We start from the raw sequence: 26,497 nt of genomic DNA, 5'->3' as shown, positions 1-26,497 counted from the left end.
ACAACAATGGCGCCCAGTGGGCGCCATTGTTGCTTAATAGTCTAACTAGCTCGGTATATAGCGTCAGCTTTGACGAGTGGTAGGCCGCGGCACATCAGAAATTTCCTGTAACTGCGCTTCGATCCACACTTCCACTTCTGCGAGCACTTCATCGGGCATGCGCCCTGCCGTCTCAATAGGCTTACCAATACGCACCCGCAGTACGCCTGGCCGCTTAACCCAGTGGCGCCCTGGCCAACGCTCGCCAGCGTTGTGAGCTACCGGCAATACCGGCACCCCCGCACGACACGCCACTACGCTGCCGCTTTTGTTATAGCGTTTGCGAACGCCTGGGTCCACCCGCGTTCCTTCTGGAAAAATCAGTACCGACAAGCCGGTACCAAGGCGTTCTACGCCTTGCGTAAGCACTTGCTTCATCGCCCGCGCCGGTTTAGAGCGGTCCAAGCTGATCGGGCGTAGCAAACGTAATCCCCAACCGAAGATGGGCAGGCGCAGTAACTCTCGCTTCAGTACGGTACACACAGGCGGCTTCATCACCTGCAGAAATACCGTTTCCCACTCACACTGGTGATTGGCTTGAATGACACAGGGGCCGCTGGGTAGATTTTCACGCCCTTGAATGTCATAGCGGACGCCACAAGCGATACGAAACCACACCATCAAAAAGTAGTTGTACAGATTGAGTAAGCGGTAGCGGCCAGAGAGAGGAAGAAACGGCGCAATGGGTAAAAACAGAATGCCAATCATCAGCATGGCAAAAAAATAGCCGGCATAAAATACCAGGCTGCGAACCACATTTATCAAGCCGATGCTCCTGTATCGCTGACACGATTATTCTCACGGATTAAACACCACGTATCCAACATACGCCCAGCCTCTAACCGCCATGGCTTTTGATGGACACCAAAGACATCTAACACACGGCGACAATTTAAGACGCGCCGAAGCTTGGCATCATGATGGTGTTTAAGCGGCTGCACCTCACCGAGAGTAATCTGCTCACCGCGGCCTTCAAGATGGGTTAACAGCTGGGTCCGCACCATGGAGGTAAAGGTAAAAGCGCTGACCGGCTCGGTGCCAGCGAGATGATAGGCGCCCCACGCACCCGCTCCGCTGGCCTGCTGCTGCAGCATGCCAATCAGCGCCATGGCGACGGCATCTGCCGATGTCGGGCAAAAGATCACGTCTTCTGCTGCCCGCACTGGCTTCCCGAGTACTAAGTTACCGATGATGTCATTGAGCCACGCATGACTACCTTCCAAAGCAAACAGCGGGCCTAGACGCACAATCAGATGCCGCTGATACTCCGCCCGTATACGGTCGCCGGTTTGTACCAGACGGCGCAGGCTGTCGTCTCGTGGTGCAGGCACTACATGCTCATCAATAGGGACTTCCAGGCCATCCTCGTAGAGCTGATCAGACACACACCATACCAACGCTACATTTTCAGATAGGCAAGCATCTAAGCAGATATCGACTGCATCCGCATGAGCAGTGACATCTGCTGGCGCCATATTTAAGGGATGTGCCAACGGTGGAATAACCACAGCGTCAGGCGCAATCGCTGCAAGGCGCGACGGTGTAATGGTCGTCCCTTGTTCAATAACTAATTCTGTATCGGCGCGACGACTTGCTTCCCGGGCCAGTGCCAAGCTTAAGCAGTGTCCGGCATCCAATATTAGCAATTTCAAGACGCTTTCCCCTTACTCACGCTCAGCACTACACTATTGGGTGAATAGTGCACTTAAAAGGGTATCTCATCGTCAAAGTCGTCGAAATTACCCGGGTCAGGCGCACCGTAGCTGCTGTTCTGCTGGTTGGGCGGCGGTGCTTGGTTGCCCTGCTGCGACGCTGGCTGCACGGGGCGAGGCTGTTGTGGGTTCTGCCCGTCAGGGTAGTTTCCGCCCTGAGGTGCGCCACCCTGCTGTGGGTAACCGCCACCTTGGCTATTGGGGGCCGGCGCGTTTTGGGGCGCATTCTGAGGAGCGTTCTGGGGATAGCTGTTTTGCCCAGCGCCAGCGCCTTGGAAATCACCGCTGCGACCATCAAGCATCTGCATATCGTTGGCGACAATCTCTGTCGAATAGCGATCCTGACCGTTCTGATCCTGCCATTTGCGGGTTTGCAGACGCCCTTCAATATAGACTTTGGAGCCTTTTTTCAGGTACTGCTGGGCAATTTCGGCGGTTTTATTGAACATTACCACGCGGTGCCATTCGGTACGCTCCTGGCGCTGACCGCTCTGGCGATCCATCCAGGTATCGGTGGTGGCCAGGTTTAAATTGGCCACGGCGGTGCCGCTGGGGGTGAAACGCACCTCTGGATCCTGCCCGAGGTTGCCAATCAAAATGACCTTGTTAATGCCGCGAGCCATAAGGCGCTCCTTTAATAGCTGTCATGTAGAGTTTATTGCCAACCGCCGTCACGCTTTTATCGGCCGGACTGGATTAAGATTTGGGTGGCGCCATCAGCCGAGTTAACGCTGCCTGATCAAGCTGCTGACGATTCACCTTTAAATAGACCAAACGCTCTTCCGGCACCACCATGACGTCTTCTACGCCGACCACATCGGCTAAATGTTCCATCAACAGGTCGAGCGCGTCTGCCTGGGTTTCGTGCAGCGCCACCACTTCGCTGGAGAGCGGTGGTGGTGAAGGCATCCGCCACATGGCGATCCACCAGCATAGCGCAAGCCCAGCACAGCCAATAAAGACCGCGTTGAGGCCGCCATAATGCGCCAGTAAACCGCCTAGTGTACCGCCTAAAAAAGCACCTAAAAATTGACTAGTGGAATACACGCCCATGGCAGTCCCTTTCGCGCCCGCCGGGGCCAGCTTACTGAGCATGGAAGGTAGCGTCGCTTCCAGCAAGTTAAAGCCCGTGAAGAACACAAACAGCCAGACAAATAGCCAATAACCTGGCGATAATGGCAACCCTAACCCCGCTAAGCTAACCACAATAGCGCCGATCGCCCCCAGGCACATCAAACGCATGCGCTGTTGCTTCTCGGCCACAATAATCAGCGGCACCATCGCCACAAACGATAACGCCATAATGCCAAGATACGCCAGCCCGTGATACTCAATCGCCACGCCAGCATTTAGCAAGCGAAACGGGACCGCCACAAATATCGCCATCAGCACTAGATGCAGAGCAAAAATCGATAAATCCAGCCGCCATAGATCGGGGCGGGTGATCACGCTTTTAAACTGCTGGCGATCCATGCCTACATCACGGTGGCGCCGCCGTCGTGGCGCGGCAGGCACCCAACGCCACAGTACCAGCAACCCTACCAGCGTCAGTAAGGCAGTAAACCAGAACACGCCAGCCAGCCCCGCCCAAGCGGCAAGCCATGGACCCAATACCATGGCGATGGCAAACGACACGCCAATCGAAAGCCCAATGGTGGCCATAGCGGCGGTGCGAATCTCCTCACGGGTTTGATCCGCCAGCAGCGCCATAATCGCCGCAGCCACGGCACCTCCACCCTGCAACGCTCGCCCGGCGATTACACCGGCAATGCTATCGGAGAGCGCCGCGACTACGCTGCCGAGTGCAAAAATGACCAGCCCCATGGCAATCACTCGCTTGCGGCCAATGCGATCAGAGAGTAGGCCAAACGGAATTTGCAGCGTCGCCTGGGTCAACCCATAGATGCCCAGTGCGACGCCCACCAGCAGAGGCGTCGCCCCCGCCAACGTATCGGCATAGAGCGCCAGCACGGGCAGCACCATAAATAGGCCCAGCATGCGCGATGCGTAGAGCCCGGCCAAACCACTGATCGCACGACGTTCAGAGGCCAGCAACAGTGCGGAAACCTTGCGCATAATGCCCTTGTGTGTGATGAAAAATAACTATCTGGTGGATAAGCATGTGATGAGTAAGCGTAACGGCTTGCGATAAACCCCTATTCTAGCGGTTTGGGCGGTCGCTGGAAACGTCGCGAGTTGACGCAGGTTATCAAAGCGGTTTTGCCGGGAGGGGTCAGACAAACGTATAATCACGCTTTTGCCGCGCGATTCGAGGTGTTGATGGACAGCATTCTGGTCAGGGGTGCCCGCACCCACAACCTCAAGCAGATCGATGTGGAACTGCCCCGTAACAAGCTGATTGTGATTACCGGCCTCTCCGGCTCGGGTAAATCGTCTTTAGCGTTCGACACCCTGTACGCCGAGGGGCAGCGCCGCTACGTGGAATCGCTCTCCACTTATGCGCGCCAGTTCCTGTCGATGATGGAAAAGCCCGATGTAGATCACATCGAAGGGCTGTCACCTGCGATCTCCATTGAGCAGAAGTCCACCTCCCACAACCCACGCTCGACCGTGGGCACCATCACCGAAATTTACGACTACCTGCGCCTGCTATTCGCCCGCGCAGGCACGCCCCGCTGCCCCGAGCACGGCGAAGACCTTGAAGCTCAGACGGTCTCGCAGATGGTCGATCAGGTCATGAATCTTGCCGAAGGCACCAAGCTGATGCTGTTGGCACCGGTGGTCAAAGGCCGCAAAGGCGAGCACCTACAGTTAATAGCAGAACTGCGTGCCCAGGGTTTCGTACGCGCACTGGTCGATGGTCAGGTGCTGGAGCTGGACGACATCGCACCGCTGGATAAGCGCAAAAAACACGATATCAGCGTCGTCGTTGACCGCTTTAAGGTACGCGATGATCTCGCCCAACGTTTGGCGGAGTCCTTTGAAACCGCGCTGAACCTCGCCGACGGCACCGCCATGATTCACTTTATGGACGGTGAGCGCGACGATATTGCTTTTTCGTCACGCTTTGCCTGCCCGGTATGTGGCTACTCGCTGGCAGAACTTGAGCCACGCATGTTCTCGTTCAACAACCCGGCGGGCGCCTGCCCCACCTGCGATGGGCTGGGCGTTCAGCAGTACTTCGACCCGGACAAGCTGATCAGCCACCCAGAGCTTTCGCTTGCCGAAGGCGTCATCAAAGGCTGGGATCGACGCAATATTTACTACTTTACCCAGCTCCAGGCGCTGGCCAAGCACTACCGCTTTGAGTTGGAAACACCTTGGCAAGAGCTTGCCCGCCATGAACGAGAGGTTATCTTAAACGGCAGCGGCGACGAGCAGATTCCGTTTGTCTACGTGGGCGACCGCGGCCGTAAAGTAACCCGCGAACACGCCTTTGAGGGCGTGCTGCCTAATATGCAACGCCGCTATCGGGAAACCGAATCCAACATGGTGCGCGATGACCTGGTCAAATACATCGCGGTACAGCCCTGCGCCACCTGTAATGGCTCGCGGCTGCGCAAAGAGTCGCGCCATGTTTATGTGGATGACCACAATATCGCCGACATCGTCCGTTTCCCGATTGGCGAGGCGTGGCGCTACTTTGCCGATCTAACCTTACCCGGCCGTAAAGGCGAAATTGCCGATAAAATCGTTCATGAAATTCACGCCCGACTAGAGTTCCTGGTCAATGTGGGGCTGGATTACCTCAACCTGGAGCGCAGCGCCGATACGCTTTCTGGCGGCGAGGCCCAGCGTATTCGCCTGGCCAGCCAGATAGGCGCAGGCCTGGTTGGGGTCATGTACATTCTTGATGAGCCGTCGATTGGCTTGCACCAGCGCGATAATGACCGGCTGTTGAAAACCCTTGAGCGGCTGCGCGATTTGGGCAATACCGTGATTGTGGTAGAGCACGATGAAGATGCTATTCGTGCCGCCGACCACGTGCTGGATATCGGCCCCGGTGCAGGCGTGCATGGCGGTGAAATCGTCGCTCAGGGCACGCCCCAGGACATAATGGATAACGCCAATTCGCTGACCGGCCAGTATCTTTCCGGCACACGGGAAATCGCTGTACCGCCCTACCGCATTCCCGGCAACCCAGAAAAGCAATTAGTGCTACGCGGCGCCACCGGCAATAACCTGCAGGACGTGACGCTAACGTTGCCGCTGGGACTGTTTATCGCCATTACCGGCGTTTCCGGCTCGGGTAAATCGACGTTGATAAACGGCACGCTAATGCCGATTGCGGCTCGCGAGCTAAACCGCGCGACCACGCTGACCGCCGCGCCTTATGAAAAAATCGAAGGGCTCGATCAGCTCGATAAAGTGATCGATATTGATCAGAGTCCCATTGGGCGAACGCCGCGCTCCAACCCGGCTACCTATACCGGTATTTTCACACCGATCCGCGAGCTGTTTGCGGGCACCCAGGAAGCGCGTTCGCGGGGCTACAAGCCCGGCCGTTTCAGCTTTAACGTGAAAGGCGGGCGCTGCGAGGCGTGCCAGGGGGAAGGCATGATCAAGGTGGAGATGCACTTTCTGCCGGATATCTACGTGCCCTGCGACGTCTGTAAGGGCAAGCGCTATAACCGTGAAACGCTGGATATTCACTACAAAGGCAAAACGATCCACGAAGTGCTGACCATGACCGTGGAAGACGCACTGGAATTCTTTAGCCCGGTGCCCGCTATTGCCCGTCGCTTGCAAACCTTGCTCGACGTGGGACTTTCCTACATCCGCCTGGGGCAGAGTGCTACTACCCTGTCGGGTGGCGAAGCGCAGCGGGTGAAACTCGCCCGTGAGTTAGCCAAGCGCGATACCGGCAAAACGCTGTATATTCTCGATGAGCCAACCACCGGCCTGCATTTTGAAGATATTCGTCAACTGCTGACGGTGCTGCATCGCCTGCGTGATCATGGCAATACTATCGTAGTGATTGAGCACAATCTGGATGTGATCAAAACGGCCGATTGGATTGTCGATCTCGGGCCCGAAGGGGGCTCAGGTGGCGGGCAGATTATTGCTGAAGGGACACCGGAACAGCTCGCAAAACAGAAAGTCTCACATACCGGGCATTTCTTAGCACCACTGCTAGCGCGTGGTAAACGAGCAACCAAGCGCTAACCTTTAGGTCTTTTTTCGAAGGTGGGCGCGCGCACGCGCCCCTAACTAAAGAAGCCCGCTACCTCACGCATTGAACAACGCAGTACGCAGCCCTATTGTGTATTGTGACGAGCAGCTAATAGTTAGTTATATTAAGTAAACCTCTCTTAGAGGGACAGGCCATGAACGAAGAAAAAAGCTGTATTATCAAGCACTTCAGTCACTATTGCTCGTTGACGAAGGAAGAAAAAACGTTGCTTCTCTCGCTTGAAGAGAGTCCAACCAATATAAAATCCGGCACGATCCTATGGGAAATGGGCGATGCGGCCAATGAGTTCTGCACGCTCAAGAGCGGCTGGGCCTTCTCCTACCGCCACTTAGAAAATGGTGATCGGCAGATTCTGGAAGTGTTTTTACCGGGTGACATTATTGGTCTGCGCGAGTTTGCGTTCTCCGAGCGCCTAGAGAATGTGCGCATGATTGATGATGGCGTGGTTTGCCACTTCCCGCATAAACGTATGCTGGATATTTTCCGTCAGTCGCTTCCCCTTACATCGGTGATGTTTGCTATTGGTAGTCGCCAACAGGCGCTGATGACAGAGCGGCTGGTCACTTTGGCAAGACGCAGTGCCCGCCAGAAAATGGCGCATTTTCTCTACGAGATGTATTTGCGGCTACGCCAAACTAATCCCGATATTAGCAATCAGTTTCGCCTGCCTCTCTCTCAAGAACAGTTGGCCGATGTACTTGGCCTTAGCCCCGTTCACGTGAGCCGAACGTTTACCGCACTCAGTGAAAGCGAGTTGGTATTCCGTGATCGTCACCACCTCACCATTCCGGATTTAGCGGCGTTATGCGCCGAAGGCCAATTTGATGACTGTTATCTCACCGACAACGTCCGCCCCCTATTCGGTGATACTGCATAAATTAGGCGATCAGCACAAAAAAACCGCGTGCTATAAAGCACGCGGTAGTGTTGTTACGCCGTCAGCCGCTGAGGCGACAGCACATTAACCGCATTTGGACCAGCCACACCCCGCATAGCAGGTTGGGCAACCATCCATCATGATGAGCTCGCCGCGGCACTCAGGGCAGTTACCCACTATGGCCGGGGCGCTGCCTTCAGGCTTTTTTCCCGCAGTAGCCTTTTCACCGATCGGCTCTACCGCACCCGCTTCAACGGGCGCATCGCCCGCCTCCTCATCCGGCTGCCAAGCATGGCCATGGGTCATGCGGTGGGCATAGCGCTCAACCAGCTGTTCAGCCGGGACTTGATTGCCATCCCGATCCAGGAAACCGCGACGATAAAGAATCTGCTGTATCGACCAAGCAATCGCAGCGACCTCTGAATCGTGAAACATCGGCTTTTTCCAGCGGTTCATACCGCAGCGCACTAAGCCTTTGTCCCATGCCACTTTGCGCAAATCCGCCACTGCCTGAGTCACGTAACCACCGCGGGCCGCCAGCGAGAGGCTGCGCATGGTGGCGGTGATCCACTGGTGCTCGCTGGAGAGCTGGCCCGACGGGAAAAAGAACTCTACCGGGCGCTCAATCACCACGCGTTTACCGCCAATCACGCCTTCCACCGGCATAAACGACACCAGCAGATAGACTTTCTTGCGACCTTCCGCGCCCACGTACGAAATCTTCTCTGATACGGCTTCTAGGGTGCCTTCCGGGCGTGACGGAATCCGCACCGTCAGCGGGCTTTCATCCTGTAGCTCAGGAACGGGCGCGGCCTGCTCCTGCTGCTTGATCCGGTAACCAACGATTTTTGAGGTAATTTCTACAGCCATGGTGTTCTCCACTTAGCAAAGGTAATCGGGCGGTTCTTTACATGGACGCTGCTAGCAAGGGCGCAGCCCCCGCCGCTACCATTTGCCGTAGGTGCCCTCTTTTAAGCCATCAAACAGGTTGGCAGCGTTATGTTCTTCGCCGTCGTAAACCACCTTTTCATCCCCGGTCAGTTCGAGGGTTTCGCCATTTTCCAGCTCAAATACGTAAGTTGTGTTTTTAAGATCATCCTCACGCACCAGCACGCCCTGGAAGGCTTCTGGGTTAAAACGGAAGGTTGTGCAGCCTTTTAAGCGGCTTTCATAGGCCTGCAAATAGAGGTTTTGGAACTGCTCAAACGGGAACTCAGTAGGCACATTAACCGTTTTCGAGATCGCTGAATCCACCCAGTGCTGGGCGGCGGCCTGAACGGCGACGTGCTGCTCGGGTGAGATCGCATCGGCGGTCACAAAGTAGTCAGGCAGGTCGCTATCTACCGCGTCGGCGGCGATAAAGTGACGGTAGGCGGCAAGCTCAAAGGAGACTACTTCGACCTGCTCTTTGGTCTTCTTACCCGATTGGATAATATTGCGGAAATAGCGGTGCGAGAAGGAAGGCTCGATACCGTTGGAGGCGTTGTTACCCATCGACAGGCTGATCGTGCCGGTCGGCGCGATCGAACTGTGGTGAGTAAAGCGTGCGCCATACTCGGCCAGCTGTGCGACCAGTTCGGGCTCAAGCTCGGCCACTTGGGCCATGTACTGGCTGTAACGGGCATGCAGAATACGCCCCGGTACTTGATCGCCCACTTCATAACCATCTTTGGCCAGTTGTGGGCGCTCGCGCAGCATCTTGGGGGTAATGGTGTGCTCCTGCTCAAGCACCGGCGCCATGCCTTTCTCTTTAGAGAGTTCCAGCGCCTGCTTCCAGCCCTCAATCGCCAAGTGACGGCTCACTTCATCGGTGAATACCAGTGACTGCTTCGAGCCATAAGGGATTTTGAGCATAGTAAGCGTCGACCCCAGGCCCAAAAAGCCCATGCCGTGGCGGCGCTTGGCCTCAATTTCACGCTGCTGCTGCGGCAGCGGCAGACCAGCAATTTCCACCACGTTATCGAGCATGCGGGTAAAGATGGCGACGACCTTACGGTAACGCTCCCAGTCAAAGCGCGGTTCGGCGCCGAAGGGATCGATCACGAACTTAGTCAGATTGACGGAGCCCAGCAGGCAGGCACCCTCTGGCGGCAGCGGCTGCTCGCCACAGGGGTTGGTGGCGCGGATATCCTCACAGAACCAGTTATTGTTCATGCGGTTGACTTGGTCGATCAGTATGAAACCTGGCTCGGCGTAGTCATAGGTGGAGGACATGATGGTGTCCCATAATTCGCGCGCTTTGATCACTTCCACAATACGGCAGGCGACACGGCCTTCGGCATCCACCGTGTAGCCCTCTTCCACTACCGGCCAGTCACGATAGAGCAGGTCTTCCGCTTTAACGTCCTCTTTCTCACCGGGATGCAGCGGAAAGGCGAGCGGCCAATCGGTATTGTTTTTGACCGCTTCCATAAACTCATCAGTGATCAGCAAGCTAAGATTAAACTGACGCAAGCGCCCCGCTTCGCGCTTCGCCTGGATAAATTCGCGCACATCCGGGTGGCCTACATCGAAGGTACCCATCTGGGCGCCACGGCGGCCACCGGCAGAAGCCACGGTGAAACACATCTTGTCGTAGATATCCATAAACGCCAGCGGACCATTGGTGCCTGCGCCAGCACCAAACACAAATGCGCCTTTGTAGCGCAGTGTCGAGAAGTCGTAGCCGATACCCGCCCCTGACTTTAGCGTCATGCCCGCATCCACGACGGAATCGAGAATATCGCGCATGGAGTCACGAATGGTGCGTGAGACGGTGCAGTTGATCAGGCTTACCGCTGGCTTGTAAGCCTCTGCGCCCGCATTAGAAAGGATGCGACCGGCAGGGATAGCTCCATGTTCCAGCGCCCAGCGGAATTTCGGCAACCACTCTTCTGCCTTGTCTCCTTCCACCGCTGCAAGGGCGCGTGCAACACGCTCAAATGTAGCACCGACATCTTGGTCGACGGGCTGGCTATGACGATCCTTGAGGCGGTACTTGGCATCCCAGATCTCCCGCGAGGGGGCCTGCATCGGGACGTCATTAGAGGTCTTGATAGCCTTAGCAGCGGTGCTCATGTCGCAAAACTCCTTCACAACGGGGTGAATATAGCGCTCAAATGGGCGATTATACGTGGCATCGGAGTGAAGTATAGACTTGACTTTCCACCATATGAGGCACTTTTTTAACTATTCTCTACCATATATAGAAAAATCAGCGCGTTACTCTTTTGACAATATCAAACACGCTATAGACTGTTTTTTCCGGTTACTCGTCTAGGGATTTTGGTTACATGGCTCACATCATCACGGCGACGGTCGCCCTGCGTTTCCACTCGTCAACACTAATCGCTATGTTAGCCCCTATGTTCGTTATGGCGGCAATGGTCATCTCATTGATGGTCGCAACATCCATGGCTAGCGCAGCAACATTTAATACCGACGACGTGGCCACCCACGAACACTGGCAGTCGATGACACTGTCATTGGGGGGTGAACGACACTACCGGGCGATAGAAACTCACAGCTATTCTGATGCCACCCTAAGCCTGAACGCCACCGCAGGCGTTTGTGATTTACCCTGGCTGGAGATGCGCGTGACGCTTGAGCAGCAGCAAGGTGAGAGCCGTGCGGTGAACTTAGTACCCGCCAGGCTACGCATTGATGAGCAGCCCGTGATTGATACCATGGCGGAATTTATTACCGAACGCGGCGACGACGGTTTTTATGCCCACTTTTACTTAAGCGACTTGGCGGCGCTGATGGACGACATGCGCCAGGGCGAGCAGTTGTTTCTCGGTTTTGACCAGGAAGAGCGCGAGCCTTGGTATATGACCTTTAGCCTGCAAGGCGCCGACGCGGCAATTAACCGGATGCTGGCTGAATGTAAAGGCGCCGAATATACTACGCACTAATATTCTCTATCTGGCAGCACATCATCTTTCAGTAACGGGGTAAATATATGTCTTAAGAGGTAAAGAGAAACCCGCAGCCCCAAAATATTGAGCATTGCAAATCAAGCCTAGGGAAGAAGCTCAGGAAAATGAGGAGTCCTCGGCTAATAATCTAATCTCTCGACAAGCTTTCTAGATAACGCTTCAATGAAAGCCTTTACTTGCATGATAGCAATGGCCTCTTATGTTCAACTTACTGCCTCATCATTATACAGCGCTGGTGGTCGGTGCATCGGGAGGAATCGGCGCTGCCATCATTAAGCAGTTACTCTCTTCCTCTCAGGTCGGCCACATTATCGCGGTAAGCCGCCAACAACCACGAATTGTCGATCCCCGCCTTACTTACCTAATGCTTGATGTTTCCCAAGAACAGGGTAGGTATGCGCTTAAGAAAGAGCTGGCTGCCCAGCCTATCCACTTCTTTTTCAATGCCATCGGCATTCTTCATAATAAAGCGCAACAGCTGCTGCCTGAAAAGCGCCTAGATCAGCTTAGTGTTGAAAATTTGACACAGACAATGAACATCAATGCATTTACGCCGATATTACTTCTAGCGGCACTACAAGACTCTTTCAAAGGTGTACACCCTTCAGTGATCGCCAGCCTTTCGGCGCGAGTAGGCTCTATCGAGGACAATCGGCTAGGCGGCTGGTACAGCTATCGTGCCAGCAAAGCAGCCCATAACATGCTGCTTAAGACGGCATCAATAGAGCTCAAGCGGCTTAACAAACAATGCACCGTTTTATGCCTGCACCCTGGCACCACCGATACAGCGCTCTCTAAACCTTTTCAAGCAAGGGTGCCTAACGAGAAGCTCTTCACGTCTGCATTTGTAGCAGAGAAGTTGCTAGCAGTCATCGCTCAGCGAACGCCTGATGATAGCGGTACCTTTTGGGATTGGAACGGTCAACCGATCGATTGGTAGTTTTGCTTTTCAATATCGGCACTTTCAAAGTACCACCGAACACCGAGATGGCCGCGTTGCTGCACTCCTCGCCATGACAGAGGCCGGAGGCATGGCCGTGTTTTTCTTCCAGGCAAACAAAAAACCCAGCCGGATGGCTGGGTTTTCTGCGGTATAGGTGCCTGACGATGACCTACTCTCGCATGGGGAGACCCCACACTACCATCGGCGCTAAGCGGTTTCACTGCTGAGTTCGGCAAGGGATCAGGTGGTTCACGCGTGCTATGGTCGTCAGGCGTAACTGGCGGTATATCATGCTGACTCGTTAATAACGAGATCGTTATTCACTCATTTGTGAGCGTCTTACTGCCTGCCGCCCTGGCATTCTGTTGCTTGGGCCACACGCTGCATATCCGGCTTTCTGTTGATCTCTCAACCTTAACGTCATCATCACGACCAGACCCCTTGGGTGTTATAGGGTCAAGCCTCACGGGCCATTAGTACACGTTAGCTCAACACCTTGCAGTGCTTCCACACCGTGCCTATCAACCAGCTGGTCTCGCTGGGCCCTTCAGGAGGCTCTAGGCCTCAGGGATGTCTCATCTTGAAGGGGGCTTCCCGCTTAGATGCTTTCAGCGGTTATCCCGTCCGACCATAGCTACCCGGCAATGCCACTGGCGTGACAACCGGAACACCAGAGGGTCGTCCACTCCGGTCCTCTCGTACTAGGAGCAGCCCTTCTCAAACATCCAACGCCCACGGCAGATAGGGACCGAACTGTCTCACGACGTTCTAAACCCAGCTCGCGTACCACTTTAAATGGCGAACAGCCATACCCTTGGGACCGACTTCAGCCCCAGGATGTGATGAGCCGACATCGAGGTGCCAAACACCGCCGTCGATGTGAACTCTTGGGCGGTATCAGCCTGTTATCCCCGGAGTACCTTTTATCCGTTGAGCGATGGCCCTTCCATACAGAACCACCGGATCACTAGAACCTGCTTTCGCACCTGCTCGACGTGTCTGTCTCGCAGTCAAGCACCCTTATGCTCTTGCACTCAATGCACGATGTCCGACCGTGCTGAGGGTACCTTCGTGCTCCTCCGTTACTCTTTAGGAGGAGACCGCCCCAGTCAAACTACCCACCACACACTGTCCTCGATCCGGATAACGGACCTGAGTGAGAACGCCAATGATGCCAGGCTGGTATTTCAAGGTTGGCTCCCTCCGAACTGGCGTCCAGAGTTCAAAGCCTCCCAGCTATCCTACACAGGCAACATCAGCGTCCAGTGTGAAGCTATAGTAAAGGTTCACGGGGTCTTTCCGTCTAGCCGCGGGTACACCGCATCTTCACGGCGATTTCAATTTCACTGAGTCTCGGGTGGAGACAGCGTGGCCATCATTACGCCATTCGTGCAGGTCGGAACTTACCCGACAAGGAATTTCGCTACCTTAGGACCGTTATAGTTACGGCCGCCGTTTACCGGGGCTTCAATCAAGAGCTTCGCGCCCTCTACAAGAGAGGGGCTAACACCATCATTTAACCTTCCGGCACCGGGCAGGCGTCACACCCTATACGTCCGCTTGCGCGTTAGCAGAGTGCTGTGTTTTTAATAAACAGTTGCAGCCACCTGGTATCTTCGACCGGTTCGGGCTTAGAGAGCAAGTCTCATCACCCTACGCCGGCGTGCCTTCTCCCGAAGTTACGGCACCATTTTGCCTAGTTCCTTCACCCGAGTTCTCTCAAGCGCCTTGGGATTCTCTCCCTGACCACCTGTGTCGGTTTGGGGTACGGTCGCACATGATCTGAAGCTTAGAGGCTTTTCCTGGAAGCGTGGCATCAGTGACTTCCTGACCGTGGTCAGTTCATCTCGTGTCTCGGCCTTAAGGGTCCGGATTTACCTAAACCCTCAGCCTACTCACTTTCACCAGGACAACCAACGCCTGGCTCACCTAGCCTTCTTCGTCCCCCCATCGCAACCATGTCCGGTACGGGAATATTGACCCGTTTCCCATCGACTACGCCTTTCGGCCTCGCCTTAGGGGCCGACTCACTCTGCTCCGATTAGCGTCGAACAGAAACCCTTGGTCTTCCGGCGAGGGTGTTTTTCACACCCTTTATCGTTACTCATGTCAGCATTCGCACTCGTGATACCTCCAGCAGACTTCTCAATCCACCTTCATTGGCGTACACGACGCTCCTCTACCGCGAATTCCTATCGAAATAGAAACTCACCCGTAGCTTCGGTACCTGGTTTAGCCCCGTTACATCTTCCGCGCAGGCCGACTCGACTAGTGAGCTATTACGCTTTCTTTAAAGGATGGCTGCTTCTAAGCCAACCTCCTAGCTGTCTGAGCCTTCCCACATCGTTTCCCACTTAACCAGGATTTCGGGACCTTAGCTGACGGTCTGGGTTGTTTCCCTTTTCACGACGGACGTTAGCACCCGCCGTGTGTCTCCCACGCGTTACTCACCGGTATTCGGAGTTTGCCTCGGGTTGGTAAGTCGGGATGACCCCCTAGCCGAAACAGTGCTCTACCCCCGGCGGTACTACGTGAGGCGCTACCTAAATAGCTTTCGAGGAGAACCAGCTATCTCCGAGCTTGATTAGCCTTTCACTCCGATCCACAAGTCATCCAAATCTTTTTCAACAGATCCTGGTTCGGGCCTCCAGTTGATGTTACTCAACCTTCACCCTGCTCATGGATAGATCGCTCGGTTTCGGGTCTATATCCAGCGACTGTGTCGCCCAGTTAAGACTCGGTTTCCCTACGGCTCCCCTATACGGTTAACCTCGCCACTGAATATAAGTCGCTGACCCATTATACAAAAGGTACGCCGTCACCCAACAAGTGGGCTCCGACTGCTTGTACGCACACGGTTTCAGGATCTATTTCACTCCCCTCTCCGGGGTTCTTTTCGCCTTTCCCTCACGGTACTGGTTCACTATCGGTCAGCCAGGAGTATTTAGCCTTGGAGGATGGTCCCCCCGTCTTCAGTCAAGGTTTCTCGTGCCCCGACCTACTCGATTTCACATGATCAGATTTTCGACTACGGGGCTATCACCCGCTACGGCCAGACTTCCCAATCTGTTCGCCTAATCAGTCACATGCTTAAGGGCTGGTCCCCGTTCGCTCGCCGCTACTAGGGGAATCTCGGTTGATTTCTTTTCCTCAGGGTACTTAGATGTTTCAGTTCCCCTGGTTCGCCTCGTACACCTATGTATTCAGTGCACGATACTCATCTTATGATGAGTGGGTTTCCCCATTCAGAAATGCCCGGGTCACAGGTTGTTGCCACCTCACCGAGCCTTATCGCAGGCTACCACGTCTTTCATCGCCTCTGGCTGCCTAGGCATCCACCGTGTGCGCTTCATTGCTTGACCCTATAACCCGAAGGAGTCTGGATGTCGCAATGATCACGTTTCATTTTGCCGGATACGCTGACGCGTATCACAATTTAAGAAGCACTTCTTGCGAAGTGTTCTTGTCAGCATGATATACATTGTTAAAGAGCGACTGCTATACGCAGTGATAAGACACCGCCGGAGGCGGTTGGCTTATCACTGCGCATCAACAGCATTCTGATCAGGTAATTCATTGTGGACGCTTACCAACTGTGACGCATCGTTTAAGGAGGTGATCCAGCCGCAGGTTCCCCTACGGCTACCTTGTTACGACTTCACCCCAGTCATGAACCACACCGTGGTGATCGCCCTCTTGCGTTAGGCTAACCACTTCTGGTGCAGTCCACTCCCATGGTGTGACGGGCGGTGTGTACAAGGCCCGGGAACGTATTCACCGTGACATTCTGATTCACGATTACTAGCGATTCCGACTTCACGGAGTCGAGTTGCAGACTCCGATCCGGACTGAGACCGGCTTTAAGGGATTCGCTGACTCTCGCGAGCTCGCAGCCCTTTGTACCGGCCATTGTAGCACGTGTGTAGCCCTACCCGTAAGGGCCATGATGACTTGACGTCGTCCCCACCTTCCTCCGGTTTGTCACCGGCAGTCTCCTTAGAGTTCCCACCATTACGTGCTGGCAAATAAGGACAAGGGTTGCGCTCGTTACGGGACTTAACCCAACATTTCACAACACGAGCTGACGACAGCCATGCAGCACCTGTCTTACAGTTCCCGAAGGCACACCAGAATCTCTTCCGGCTTCTGTAGATGTCAAGGGTAGGTAAGGTTCTTCGCGTTGCATCGAATTAAACCACATGCTCCACCGCTTGTGCGGGCCCCCGTCAATTCATTTGAGTTTTAACCTTGCGGCCGTACTCCCCAGGCGGTCGACTTATCGCGTTAACTTCGCCACAAAGTGCTCTAGGCACCCAACGGCTGGTCGACATCGTTTACGGCGTGGACTACCAGGGTATCTAATCCTGTTTGCTACCCACGCTTTCGCACCTCAGTGTCAGTGTCAGTCCAGAAGGCCGCCTTCGCCACTGGTATTCCTCCCGATCTCTACGCATTTCACCGCTACACCGGGAATTCTACCTTCCTCTCCTGCACTCTAGCCTGACAGTTCCGGATGCCGTTCCCAGGTTGAGCCCGGGGCTTTCACAACCGGCTTATCAAGCCACCTACGCGCGCTTTACGCCCAGTAATTCCGATTAACGCTTGCACCCTCCGTATTACCGCGGCTGCTGGCACGGAGTTAGCCGGTGCTTCTTCTGCGAGTGATGTCTTTCCTACCGGGTATTAACCGATAGGCGTTCTTCCTCGCTGAAAGTGCTTTACAACCCGAGGGCCTTCTTCACACACGCGGCATGGCTGGATCAGGGTTGCCCCCATTGTCCAATATTCCCCACTGCTGCCTCCCGTAGGAGTTCGGGCCGTGTCTCAGTCCCGATGTGGCTGATCATCCTCTCAGACCAGCTACGGATCGTTGCCTTGGTAAGCCATTACCTTACCAACTAGCTAATCCGACATAGGCTCATCCAATAGCGGGAGCCGAAGCCCCCTTTCTCCCGTAGGACGTATGCGGTATTAGCCTGGGTTTCCCCAGGTTATCCCCCACTATCGGGCAGATTCCTATGCATTACTCACCCGTCCGCCGCTCGTCAGCATCTAGCAAGCTAGATCTGTTACCGCTCGACTTGCATGTGTTAGGCCTGCCGCCAGCGTTCAATCTGAGCCATGATCAAACTCTTCAGTTTAAGATCTATGCGGTTCTTGCCTGTCACCGAAGCAACAGAAGCGAACCAAACTTGGCTCAAGGTTCAAACGAATTCATTCAAAACAGATCCCAAAGGACGAATCCTTTAAAACCTTATTGCTTGAGTCGCTTGCCTTGATATTCGGTGATTTGTCACCAACATCAGCAAGCGCCCACATGAATTACCTGATCAAATTGTTAAAGAGCTGTTTCGCTGTACTGGTTACTGTGAAAGCAACCCGGCGGGCCGTTGAACTGGCTTGCCGCAGCGAGGAAGGCGTATTCTACGCAGTTCCTGATGTTTGTCAATCGCTGTTTTTTTAGCGAGTGAGGCGAACGCTACAACCTGCTCTAACCTCCTGACAAACCGAAGGTTTTCACCTTCATTCACCGCTGGAAACGCTTGGCGTCCCCGGCAGCGGATGCGTACTTTACGGTTTCGTGGCCGCGTTGGCAAGGGCTTTTTTAATATTGATATTAGCAAGGCGCACGCGACGCTTAATAGACATCGCGAAGCGAAGTTGGAACCAAAGAATCAGACCCGAGGTCGGCGATGCTATGCGCCCCGGTGAGTGTCATTGCTACCCGCATTTCCTTTTCGAATAACTCAAGCAAATGGGTAACGCCAGCCTCGCCGGCAGTGGCAAGAGCATAGATGTAGGCACGCCCAAGCAATACCGTGTCAGCACCCATAGCAATCATCCGCACGACATCAAGTCCGCTGCGTATACCAGAATCAGCCAGTATCGCTATGTCCCCTTTAACCGCATCGGCGATGGCAGGCAAAGCACGCGCGGTAGAAAGCACCCCATCAAGCTGGCGTCCGCCATGATTAGAAACAACAATGCCATCCGCACCAAAGCGAACCGCCTCACGAGCGTCTTCGGGGTCGAGTATGCCCTTGATGATCATCGGTCCATCCCAGAACTCCCGAATCCACTCCAGGTCTTTCCAGGAAATAGCCGGATCGAAGTTGTCACCAAGCCAGGCAATATAATCTTCAAGCTCCGTTGGCTTACCGCGATAATCAGACACATTACCTAGATCATGTGGGCGGCCATGAATGCCCACATCCCATGCCCAGAAAGGATGCATTGCGGCCTGAGCCATTCGTCGGACTGACCCATACTTGCCGCTCATGCCAGAGTGCGCATCGCGATAACGCGCCCCAGGCACCGGCATATCGACGGTAAAAACCAGCGTTTTGACGCCAGCGGCCTTGGCTTTCTCCAATGCATGCTTCATAAAGCCACGGTCTTTCAGCACATAGAGCTGAAACCAGATAGGCCGATCGACTGCCGAGGCTACTTCATCGATTGGGCACACCGATACTGTCGACAGCGTAAACGGTATGCCTTTATTAGTAGCTGCCCGCGCCGCCTGCACTTCACCACGTCTTGCATACATGCCTGCCAACCCCACCGGCGCTAAAGCAATCGGCATGGCGAGGTTCTCTCCGAACAGCTCGGTTTCCAGTGACAATGAAGACATATCCTTCAGCACGCGCTGACGTAACGCGATACCGGCAAGATCCTCGACATTACGCCGCAGCGTATGCTCAGTATAAGACCCGCCGTCCGCGTAATGAAACAAAAAGGGCGGGATACGACGCTTGGCCGCTTGGCGATAGTCAGTGGAAGCTGAAATGATCATGGATAGCCCTGTGCAATAGCCTATGCAATGGATGCGCTTTACACCGACGCCCATTGTTAGAATTGGTTTTACCAATTGACAAAAAAGTAACACCAACATTAGTGAGACGCCTTAAGCGTGTCAAACGATGATGCCGCTTTATAGCACCCCACTGCGCTATACTTTAGTTTAAAGCCGCTATTCATGAGGCCTGACACACCACTCCCTACCCTACAGACTCTTGAGCTAAGGCTTCAAAGCCCTTAATATTGGTCTTACCAATTAAAGGAGCCAACCAGCATGAGCTACCCACCGCTCCGCCAGCAGCGCTTGGCCGATGTAATTACTGAGCGCCTTGAAGCTATGATGCTGGAAGGCAGCCTAAAACCAGGCCAGCGCTTACCTCCCGAACGTGAGTTAGCAGAACGATTTGGCGTTTCGCGCCCCTCTTTACGGGAAGCCATCCAGAAACTAGCCGCTCGTGGTTTACTGACCAGCCGCCAAGGCGGCGGCACTTTTGTGAACGACGACCTCAGCAATGGTTATACAGACCCCTTGCTGGAGATGCTCTCCCGTCACGGCGAATTTAACCTGGACTTACTTGAATTCCGCGACGCCATGGAAGGTATATCCGCTTACTACGCTGCGCTGCGCTCAACCCCCGCCGACAAAGCCGTCTTAATTCAGCGCTTCGAAGAGCTCGATGGCGGTTTTGCCGGTGCCGACCCTATTCAAGAAGCGAAACTGGATGCAGCGTTCCACCTTGCAATTGCCGAGGCCGCCCACAATGTTTTGCTGCTGCATACCATTCGCGGCATTTTCCATCTGCTGGAGAAAAGCATTGTTAATAATCTCGCCCACTTGTTTGCCAAGGAAGGCTCGCGCAGCCAATTAATGCAACAGCACCGCGCTCTGCTCAATGCCATTTTAGAAGGGCGCGCGGAAGATGCGCGTACTCGCGCCCACGAACATCTAGTGTTTGTAGAAGAAGGGTTGTTGGAAATGGCCCGGGCAGAGACACGCGCCCAGCGCGCTCTTCGCCGCGCCCAGGGCAATAGCAAAACACCGGCATGAACAGCGCTGCCATGACCAATCAAGCCCCGGCTCCTTTACCGCTACGTTGGCGGCGCCTGTGGCTACTGGTCATTTCGCTCGGCTTGCTGCTATGCGTTTGGCAGGCCGCTCACTTGGCGCGTGAGCAAGCTCTTTCCAATTTGCAGGATGATGCTGAAAACGAGCTGCGGCTGTCTGCCGCCAACTTGAACGGCTATTTGCTGCGCTACGACTACCTGCCGCAAATGCTTGCTACCCGGGAAGGCGTGCAGCGCTTTCTGGCCTCTCCCGACAGTCAAGACCCGATGCCATTGAATATGCTACTGGATCGTTTCCGCTTCACAGCGGGCGTGTCGGACGTCTATCTGCTCAACCGCGATGGTGACACGATCGCCGCCAGCAACTGGCACCGCCCCAACACCTTTATTGGTCAGAACTATGCGTTTCGTTCCTACTACACCGATGCCATTGCAGGCGGCCAGGGCCGGTTTTTTGGTTTGGGCATCAAGTCTCTTGAGCGGGGCTACTACTTTTCATCGCCCGTGTGGCTAGACGACACTTCGCCAGATTCCCAGCCAGACGGGGTGTTAGTGGTAAAAGTTCTCCTGGATGACGTTGAAGAGAGCTGGGCGGAACAGGATGCCGAGCTGTTTGTCACCGACAGCGACGACATCATTTTCATGGCCAGCCACCCAGAACTGCGCATGAACGCACTTTACCCGCTCAGCGATGAACAGCGCCAAACACTGCACGACACTCGCCGCTACGCCATGGAGCCGTTGTCGCCTTCGGGTATAGAAGTCGATGCGCCTTACCGCCAGGGCAGTCAGCTGGTCAGTTTCTCCCAGGGCCCGCTAAGCAACGGCGATTACCTTAGCCTGACCCGGCATATTCCTGAGTTTGGCTGGCAAATGCATATTTTAAAGCCGTTAACACCGGTGATTAGCGCCCAATGGATTGCCGCCCTCATGGCAGGCGGCCTTTATGGCGTGGTAACGCTTGGTGTGGGCATTGGCTGGCAGCGTCTAAGGCTGCGTCGTGAGCGGGAAGCATTTGCCCAACGCGAGCGCAACACTTTGGCCCGCGTGCGTGACGAACTGGAAGTCAGCGTTGAACGCCGCACTCGTGACCTGGTGGCGAGCAACCAACGCCTTTCCGATGAAATTGAAGAACGTCGCCGCGCTGAAGCCAACTTGCGTCAAACCCAGGATGAGCTTATTCAAGCCGCCAAGCTGGCTGTCTTAGGGCAACTCGCCGCGGGCATCAACCATGAACTCAATCAACCGCTGGCGGCTATTCGCGCCTACGCAGAAAACGCCCGTCGCTTTATCGCATTAGCCCGCCACGACAAGGCGGATGCCAACCTGGAACAAATTGTCGAGCTGACCGAACGCATGGCGGATATCAGCGCCCAGCTGCGGCAGTTTTCGCGCAAAAGCAGCGAGCGCCAGGAGACGATATCGGTACAAGCCTGTATCGACTACGCCTTACGCCTGTTTCAGAGCCGCCTGCGCGAAGGCAATATCAGCATTATTCAGGATTGGCCCGATGAAACGCTTTGGGTAAAAGGCGACCTGGTGCGACTGGAACAGGTGCTGGTCAACTTAATCGGCAATGCACTGCAGGCTATGAAAGGCGTGCCGGCCCCACAACTGACCTTAGGGGCGCATACCCACCAGCAGCAAGTCGTTATCAGTGTTACCGATAACGGCCCTGGCATCCCCGAGGAGCACTTAGGGCATATTTTTGAACCCTTTTTTACCACCAAGGCGCCAGGGAGTGGCTTGGGCCTGGGGCTTTCGATCTCTTCACGTATCATGGACGATCTAGGCGGCAAGCTGCAGGCTGCTAACCAACCCGAAGGGGGCGCCTGTTTCACCATTACCCTGCCCCACTCAACATTTATGCACCCCCAGGAGCGCACTCACTATGCATGAGCCGTCGACGCTGCCGGTCATGGTGATCGACGACGAACCACATCTGCGGATCACTGCCAGCCAAACCCTCGAACTTGCGGGCTACACGCCCTACTGCTTTGAATCAGCAGAACAAGCGCTGGCGGCATTAACGCCGGACTTCCCTGGCGTGATTGTGAGCGATATCCGCATGCCGGGGATGGATGGCATGGCGTTACTGCATGAGCTACACAGCCGCGATGCCACCCTGCCGATTATTTTAATCACCGGCCACGGCGATATTTCTACCGCGGTAGAAGCGATGCGCGCAGGCGCCTGGGATTTTCTTGAGAAGCCCTTTGCCGGTGATCAACTGCTGGATGTGGTACGCCGCGGCATCGAGAAGCGCCAGTTGAGCTTGGAAAACCATCGCCTAAAAGCTGAACTGGAAGTGCAACAAGCCGCTTTAGGGCCGCGTCTGGTGGGTCGTACCGCCATCATTTCCCGGCTCGCGGCGATGATTCAGCGCATCAGCCAAGTAGAAGCCGATGTACTACTGTTTGGTGAGACGGGGACCGGCAAAGACCTCGTCGCTCGCGCTATTCACGAACGCAGCGCCCGGCGTAACAGCCCGTTTATGGCCATTAACTGCGGTGCGGTGCCTGAAAACACGATTGAGTCCGAGCTATTTGGTCATGAAAAGGGCGCCTTTACCGGCGCCGTAGAGCGTCGCATCGGCAAGTTTGAACACGCTAATGGCGGCACGGTATTTTTAGATGAAATTGAATCGATGCCCATGGCGCTGCAGGTCAAACTGCTGCGGGTACTGCAAGAGCGCAGCGTCGAACGGCTAGGCGCCAATGAAACCGTTCCGCTTAATATCCGCGTGATTGCGGCCACCAAGGTCGATCTCAAAACCGCCTCCGAAGAGGGAAATTTTCGCGAAGATCTTTACTACCGGCTAAACGTGGTTACCCTGCCACTGCCCGCACTGCGTGAGCGGCGTGAAGATATTCCCTTGCTGTTCCAGCACTTTGCCGTGGTAGCTGCCAACCGCAGCGGCCTGGAAGCACCGACCCTCGACAGCCCCGCCATTGCCGCCCTGCTGGCTCATGACTGGCCCGGGAACGTGCGCGAGCTGCGCAACCTTGCCGAGCGCTACGTGCTGCTGGGCGCCGCCTTTGACTATCGCCTGGATGCGCTGCTGGAAGGGGTCAACGCCGACACCGAAGAGCCTACTTTACCGCGCCAGGTTGAGCTGTTTGAAAAGAGCCTGATCAGCCAATCATTGGCGCGCTACCACGGCCGGGTAACCGATGTCTGTCGCCACTTAGGCATTCCGCGTAAAACCTTTTACGACAAGCTTAAAAAACACGGACTCAACGCCGACGACTACCGCCACAGCAGCGAGCCTTGATGCAGCAACTCGCCCAATACCGACCAGGGCGGCACCCAGGGAATTAGCGTAAACGTCGCAATCAGCATCAACAGATTGGACATCGGCCGACGGCTATCGCCTAACTTTAGCGCTGTTCCAAACGAACGCTTTAGCCGGGCACCCTCAAGGTCAACGCTATATATTTCATCCAAACTCAGATGAATCAAAAAACCAACCAACGTGGCAGCCCCGTGGGACCAGGCCAACCAAGCTGGCTGGCCAAGTAAGTTAAAACTAAACGTGGCGGCCAGTAGGCTACATAGCCCACCCGCCAGCAGAGAATGCCAAATACCGCGGTGAACGGTTAGCCGCGAAAATAGTACGCCTGCCAAATAGCGAACACAGAAGTAGATCCCACCACAGGCAACTAACAGCGCACCAGGCGTTAGCCAGGGCTGGAGCAACAGTGCCCCCAGCACCAAAGCAGGCACTGAAAGTAAGTTAAATATCAAACGGATGGAATGAGAGCGGTCGGCATCAATATCGGGCAGAATGCCCCCAAAAGTGACCAGCGCAATCATCACTACCGCTTGTGAAGGCGGCCACCATTGGCCTTTCCAGCCTGCGTAAGCTACTAGCATGCCGCCCGCCGCTGCTACCGTAATATGCGTGCGAAAATTAGCCATGACGCGGCATCCCAGAGTCTGCACAACAGAAAACTGTATAAATTAACAGATTTATTGCGGCCGCGACATGACTTATTTAGAAAAAAGGTTGGCTGAGCAACTGCTTAGGCTTCTCTAAGAAAATGATTAAAGAGACGCTTCTGCCAAGAAACGGTCTTTTAATTTGACGTAGTTACCGGCGGTATAGGAGAAGAAAGCGCGCTCTTTATCTTTCAGCGGCCGCATCGCTTTGGCCGGATTACCAGCATATACATAACCACTTTCCAAATGCTTCCCCGGCGTGACGACAGCACCCGCAGCGATGATGACCTCGTCCTCGACGACCGCGCCATCCATCACAATCGCGCCCATCCCTACCAGTATCCGGCTGCCCAGCGTGCAGCCATGCAGAATCGCTTTATGGCCGATCGTCACGTCGTCCCCAATGGTGAGCGGAAAGCCGTCGGGGCTGAAGTCACTGGCGTGGGTTATATGCAGCACGCTACCATCCTGCACGCTCGTTCGTGCGCCGATACGAATTCGGTGCATATCGCCGCGAATCACCGTCATTGGCCACACGGAGCAGTCGTCACCCAGCACCACATCGCCAATGACCACGCTGGCCGGATCAATATAAACACGCTCACCCAATTGGGGTTCGATACCTTGATAGCCTCTTAGCGCACTGCTCATCACTCGCTCCTGAGATTTTGGATGGAAAAAGTAGAGAACTCGATCACCCCACTATAGCAACCCGGCCAATAGAACAATAAAGGTAAGCGGAATCGACACCCAGCGGATGATATTACGCCACACTAAATAGCCGCGTTCACCCACGCCTAACGCGCTGACCACCCTTTCACGTGGCATGATCCAAGCCGCAAAAACCGCAATCAACAAGCCGCCCAAAGGCAGGAAAACATCCGGCGGTATACTGCTAACAAGCTCAAAAACGTTGCGCCCGAACAGCGGCCGAAACTCAGCCAGGGAGGAGAAGGAGAAAGCTGATAATAGCCCGATCAACCAGACACTGAGCGCTACGATCGCCGTCGAGATACTCCGACGCAGCCCCAGCCCTTGCAGCGTGGCGACCATCGGCTCCGCTAGATTAATCGCCGATGTCCAGGTGGCCAATAACAACAGTAAAAAGAACACGCTTAGCCATACCGAGCCCCATGGCAGCTCAGAAAAGGCGATAGGCAACGTCACAAACATCAAGCCCGGGCCGTCGGCAGGGTCCATGCCCTGAGCGAATACCACTGAGAAAATAGCGATCCCCGCCAGTAATGCCACGCTGATATCGAGCACTGCGACCGCAACCGCTGCCTTGGGCAGGCTTTGTTCTTCCGGCATATAAGCGCCATAGGCCATTAATGCACAGGCCCCCACCGCCAACGTGAAGAAGGCATGGCCCATGGCATGCACCACTACCGATGGTGTCAGCGCCTCGAAAGAGGGTAAGAATAACCACGCCAGCGCCGTACCAAAACCATCGGTCGTCGCGGCATAGCCCGCCAGTAGCAGCAACAACAGATACAGCAGCGGCATCAGCAGGTTGTTCAGCCGCTCCAGTCCCTTGGCAACGCCCGCCGCTACCACGGTCATGGTCATAAACAGAAACAGCGAGTGATTAAAAATCAGCAGCCTCGGATTGGCTAAAAAAGATTCAAAGCTGGCACCGATCTCAGCGGCACTCGCGCCATTAAAATTGCCGTTAACGGAGGCCACCAGAAACTCAATCGACCAGCCGGATACCACCGAGTAGAACGATAAAATGCAGAACACAGTGAACGCCCCGAACAGCCCTAGCCAGCGCCAGTGAGGGGAAGCCCCCGCCTCGGCCGCCAAGGCCCCCAACGCCTGCATCGGCCCACGCCGACCGGCACGGCCAATCAGTATCTCCGCCATCATCACTGGGATACCCAGCAGTAGCACGAACGCCACGTAAATCAGCAAAAAGGCCGCGCCACCGTTCTCCCCCGCCACATAAGGGAAGCGCCAGATGTTGCCTAACCCCACCGCAGCACCTGTCACCGCCAAGATAAAGGCCCGCTTCGACCCCCAGCGCTCCAGCGTCTCGCTCATCACATG

At 55.1% G+C, this 26,497-nt stretch carries 17 protein-coding genes and 3 rRNA genes; 7 read left to right on the top strand and 13 right to left on the bottom strand.

Annotated elements, in window-relative coordinates; all coding sequences use genetic code 11:
* Positions 1–63: 63 nt before the first annotated feature.
* The 4 genes from ACXUPB_RS00430 to ACXUPB_RS00415 all read right to left on the bottom strand — a co-directional run bounded on the left by ACXUPB_RS00430 (position 64) and on the right by ACXUPB_RS00415 (position 3,827).
* A complete protein-coding gene (locus ACXUPB_RS00430) occupies positions 64–804 on the bottom strand; it encodes a lysophospholipid acyltransferase family protein (protein ID WP_035563964.1) in 741 nt (246 codons plus the stop codon).
* Positions 801–1,691 carry a sugar nucleotide-binding protein gene (locus tag ACXUPB_RS00425; RefSeq protein WP_472954801.1) on the bottom strand — a complete coding sequence of 297 codons (891 nt, stop codon included), beginning with the start codon at positions 1,689–1,691 and terminating at the stop codon, positions 801–803. Before ACXUPB_RS00425 ends, ACXUPB_RS00430 begins: the two co-directional genes overlap by 4 nt.
* Positions 1,692–1,744: 53 nt before the next feature.
* Complete coding sequence (locus tag ACXUPB_RS00420) at positions 1,745–2,374, bottom strand: single-stranded DNA-binding protein (protein ID WP_472954799.1); 630 nt, start codon at positions 2,372–2,374, stop codon at positions 1,745–1,747.
* Positions 2,375–2,447: 73 nt separating this feature from the next.
* Positions 2,448–3,827 (bottom strand): MFS transporter, encoded by a 1,380-nt coding sequence (locus ACXUPB_RS00415; RefSeq protein ID WP_176303418.1) that lies wholly within the window; start codon positions 3,825–3,827, stop codon positions 2,448–2,450.
* 204 nt (positions 3,828–4,031) lie between these two features.
* Between ACXUPB_RS00415 and uvrA the strand changes: the two genes are divergently transcribed.
* Positions 4,032–6,878 (top strand): excinuclease ABC subunit UvrA, encoded by a 2,847-nt coding sequence (gene uvrA, locus ACXUPB_RS00410; RefSeq protein WP_472954798.1) that lies wholly within the window; start codon positions 4,032–4,034, stop codon positions 6,876–6,878.
* 161 nt (positions 6,879–7,039) lie between these two features.
* On the top strand, positions 7,040–7,783 hold the full coding sequence (locus ACXUPB_RS00405) for a Crp/Fnr family transcriptional regulator (RefSeq protein ID WP_472954796.1): 744 nt from the start codon (positions 7,040–7,042) through the stop codon (positions 7,781–7,783).
* Positions 7,784–7,867: 84 nt separating this feature from the next.
* On the opposite strand, the gene ACXUPB_RS00400 is transcribed toward ACXUPB_RS00405, so the two are convergent.
* On the bottom strand, positions 7,868–8,653 hold the full coding sequence (locus tag ACXUPB_RS00400; RefSeq protein WP_035563946.1) for a hypothetical protein: 786 nt from the start codon (positions 8,651–8,653) through the stop codon (positions 7,868–7,870).
* A 75-nt stretch (positions 8,654–8,728) separates the two neighbouring features.
* Entirely contained in the window at positions 8,729–10,840 is a 2,112-nt protein-coding gene (locus tag ACXUPB_RS00395) for an adenosylcobalamin-dependent ribonucleoside-diphosphate reductase (RefSeq protein WP_472954795.1), read from the bottom strand.
* A 215-nt stretch (positions 10,841–11,055) separates the two neighbouring features.
* Between ACXUPB_RS00395 and ACXUPB_RS00390 the strand changes: the two genes are divergently transcribed.
* Both ACXUPB_RS00390 and ACXUPB_RS00385 read left to right on the top strand, forming a co-directional pair.
* A complete protein-coding gene (locus tag ACXUPB_RS00390) occupies positions 11,056–11,676 on the top strand; it encodes a hypothetical protein (RefSeq protein WP_035563940.1) in 621 nt (206 codons plus the stop codon).
* Positions 11,677–11,899: 223 nt separating this feature from the next.
* Complete coding sequence (locus tag ACXUPB_RS00385) at positions 11,900–12,640, top strand: SDR family NAD(P)-dependent oxidoreductase (RefSeq protein ID WP_472954794.1); 741 nt, start codon at positions 11,900–11,902, stop codon at positions 12,638–12,640.
* Between the two features lie 159 nt (positions 12,641–12,799).
* Here ACXUPB_RS00385 and rrf read toward each other — a convergent pair.
* The 4 genes from rrf to lldD all read right to left on the bottom strand — a co-directional run bounded on the left by rrf (position 12,800) and on the right by lldD (position 19,436).
* A 5S ribosomal RNA gene (gene rrf, locus ACXUPB_RS00380) occupies positions 12,800–12,915 on the bottom strand.
* A 180-nt stretch (positions 12,916–13,095) separates the two neighbouring features.
* Positions 13,096–16,005: ribosomal RNA gene (locus ACXUPB_RS00375) — 23S ribosomal RNA — on the bottom strand.
* A 246-nt stretch (positions 16,006–16,251) separates the two neighbouring features.
* Positions 16,252–17,784, bottom strand: a 16S ribosomal RNA gene (locus ACXUPB_RS00370).
* The 16S, 23S and 5S rRNA genes sit together here, the layout of an rRNA operon.
* Positions 17,785–18,281: 497 nt before the next feature.
* Positions 18,282–19,436 carry an FMN-dependent L-lactate dehydrogenase LldD gene (gene lldD, locus ACXUPB_RS00365; RefSeq protein WP_035564867.1) on the bottom strand — a complete coding sequence of 385 codons (1,155 nt, stop codon included), beginning with the start codon at positions 19,434–19,436 and terminating at the stop codon, positions 18,282–18,284.
* A gap of 279 nt (positions 19,437–19,715) precedes the next feature.
* Between lldD and ACXUPB_RS00360 the strand changes: the two genes are divergently transcribed.
* From ACXUPB_RS00360 to ACXUPB_RS00350, 3 genes are read left to right on the top strand one after another with little or no spacing between them, the layout of a single operon-like run.
* On the top strand, positions 19,716–20,489 hold the full coding sequence (locus ACXUPB_RS00360; RefSeq protein ID WP_035564869.1) for a GntR family transcriptional regulator: 774 nt from the start codon (positions 19,716–19,718) through the stop codon (positions 20,487–20,489).
* Complete coding sequence (locus ACXUPB_RS00355; RefSeq protein WP_335598144.1) at positions 20,486–22,405, top strand: sensor histidine kinase; 1,920 nt, start codon at positions 20,486–20,488, stop codon at positions 22,403–22,405. Before ACXUPB_RS00360 ends, ACXUPB_RS00355 begins: the two co-directional genes overlap by 4 nt.
* The gene (locus ACXUPB_RS00350) at positions 22,398–23,780 is read left to right on the top strand and encodes a sigma-54-dependent transcriptional regulator (RefSeq protein ID WP_035564873.1); all 1,383 of its coding nucleotides are present in this window, start codon (positions 22,398–22,400) and stop codon (positions 23,778–23,780) included. Before ACXUPB_RS00355 ends, ACXUPB_RS00350 begins: the two co-directional genes overlap by 8 nt.
* On the opposite strand, the gene ACXUPB_RS00345 is transcribed toward ACXUPB_RS00350, so the two are convergent.
* The 3 genes from ACXUPB_RS00345 to ACXUPB_RS00335 form a co-directional block, all read right to left on the bottom strand.
* Positions 23,756–24,427 (bottom strand): metal-dependent hydrolase, encoded by a 672-nt coding sequence (locus ACXUPB_RS00345; RefSeq protein ID WP_335598143.1) that lies wholly within the window; start codon positions 24,425–24,427, stop codon positions 23,756–23,758. The two genes, ACXUPB_RS00350 and ACXUPB_RS00345, sit on opposite strands and share 25 nt — an antisense overlap.
* Before the next feature lie 126 nt (positions 24,428–24,553).
* Positions 24,554–25,099: a gamma carbonic anhydrase family protein gene (locus ACXUPB_RS00340; RefSeq protein WP_472954791.1), complete on the bottom strand. Its 546-nt coding sequence runs from the start codon at positions 25,097–25,099 to the stop codon at positions 24,554–24,556.
* A 51-nt stretch (positions 25,100–25,150) separates the two neighbouring features.
* Positions 25,151–26,491: a sodium-dependent transporter gene (locus ACXUPB_RS00335; protein ID WP_472954790.1), complete on the bottom strand. Its 1,341-nt coding sequence runs from the start codon at positions 26,489–26,491 to the stop codon at positions 25,151–25,153.
* Positions 26,492–26,497 lie beyond the last annotated feature (6 nt).

This window comes from Vreelandella sp. DA03-1M (assembly GCF_055725665.1).
Note: the sequence above shows the minus strand (reverse complement) of the source record. Positions and strands in the feature narration are given on the sequence as shown.

Bases quoted from the DNA above. Each gene is read 5' to 3' on its own strand.
- ACXUPB_RS00420 (WP_472954799.1), bottom strand. From the start codon at position 2,374: ATGGCTCGCGGCATTAACAAGGTCATTTTGATTGGCAACCTCGGGCAG.
- ACXUPB_RS00415 (WP_176303418.1), bottom strand. From the start codon at position 3,827: ATGCGCAAGGTTTCCGCACTGTTGCTGGCCTCTGAACGTCGTGCGATC.
- uvrA (WP_472954798.1), top strand. From the start codon at position 4,032: ATGGACAGCATTCTGGTCAGGGGTGCCCGCACCCACAACCTCAAGCAG.
- ACXUPB_RS00405 (WP_472954796.1), top strand. From the start codon at position 7,040: ATGAACGAAGAAAAAAGCTGTATTATCAAGCACTTCAGTCACTATTGC.
- ACXUPB_RS00400 (WP_035563946.1), bottom strand. From the start codon at position 8,653: ATGGCTGTAGAAATTACCTCAAAAATCGTTGGTTACCGGATCAAGCAG.
- ACXUPB_RS00395 (WP_472954795.1), bottom strand. From the start codon at position 10,840: ATGAGCACCGCTGCTAAGGCTATCAAGACCTCTAATGACGTCCCGATG.
- ACXUPB_RS00390 (WP_035563940.1), top strand. From the start codon at position 11,056: ATGGCTCACATCATCACGGCGACGGTCGCCCTGCGTTTCCACTCGTCA.
- ACXUPB_RS00385 (WP_472954794.1), top strand. From the start codon at position 11,900: ATGTTCAACTTACTGCCTCATCATTATACAGCGCTGGTGGTCGGTGCA.
- lldD (WP_035564867.1), bottom strand. From the start codon at position 19,436: ATGATCATTTCAGCTTCCACTGACTATCGCCAAGCGGCCAAGCGTCGT.
- ACXUPB_RS00360 (WP_035564869.1), top strand. From the start codon at position 19,716: ATGAGCTACCCACCGCTCCGCCAGCAGCGCTTGGCCGATGTAATTACT.
- ACXUPB_RS00355 (WP_335598144.1), top strand. From the start codon at position 20,486: ATGAACAGCGCTGCCATGACCAATCAAGCCCCGGCTCCTTTACCGCTA.
- ACXUPB_RS00350 (WP_035564873.1), top strand. From the start codon at position 22,398: ATGCATGAGCCGTCGACGCTGCCGGTCATGGTGATCGACGACGAACCA.
- ACXUPB_RS00345 (WP_335598143.1), bottom strand. From the start codon at position 24,427: ATGGCTAATTTTCGCACGCATATTACGGTAGCAGCGGCGGGCGGCATG.
- ACXUPB_RS00340 (WP_472954791.1), bottom strand. From the start codon at position 25,099: ATGAGCAGTGCGCTAAGAGGCTATCAAGGTATCGAACCCCAATTGGGT.
- ACXUPB_RS00335 (WP_472954790.1), bottom strand. From the start codon at position 26,491: ATGAGCGAGACGCTGGAGCGCTGGGGGTCGAAGCGGGCCTTTATCTTG.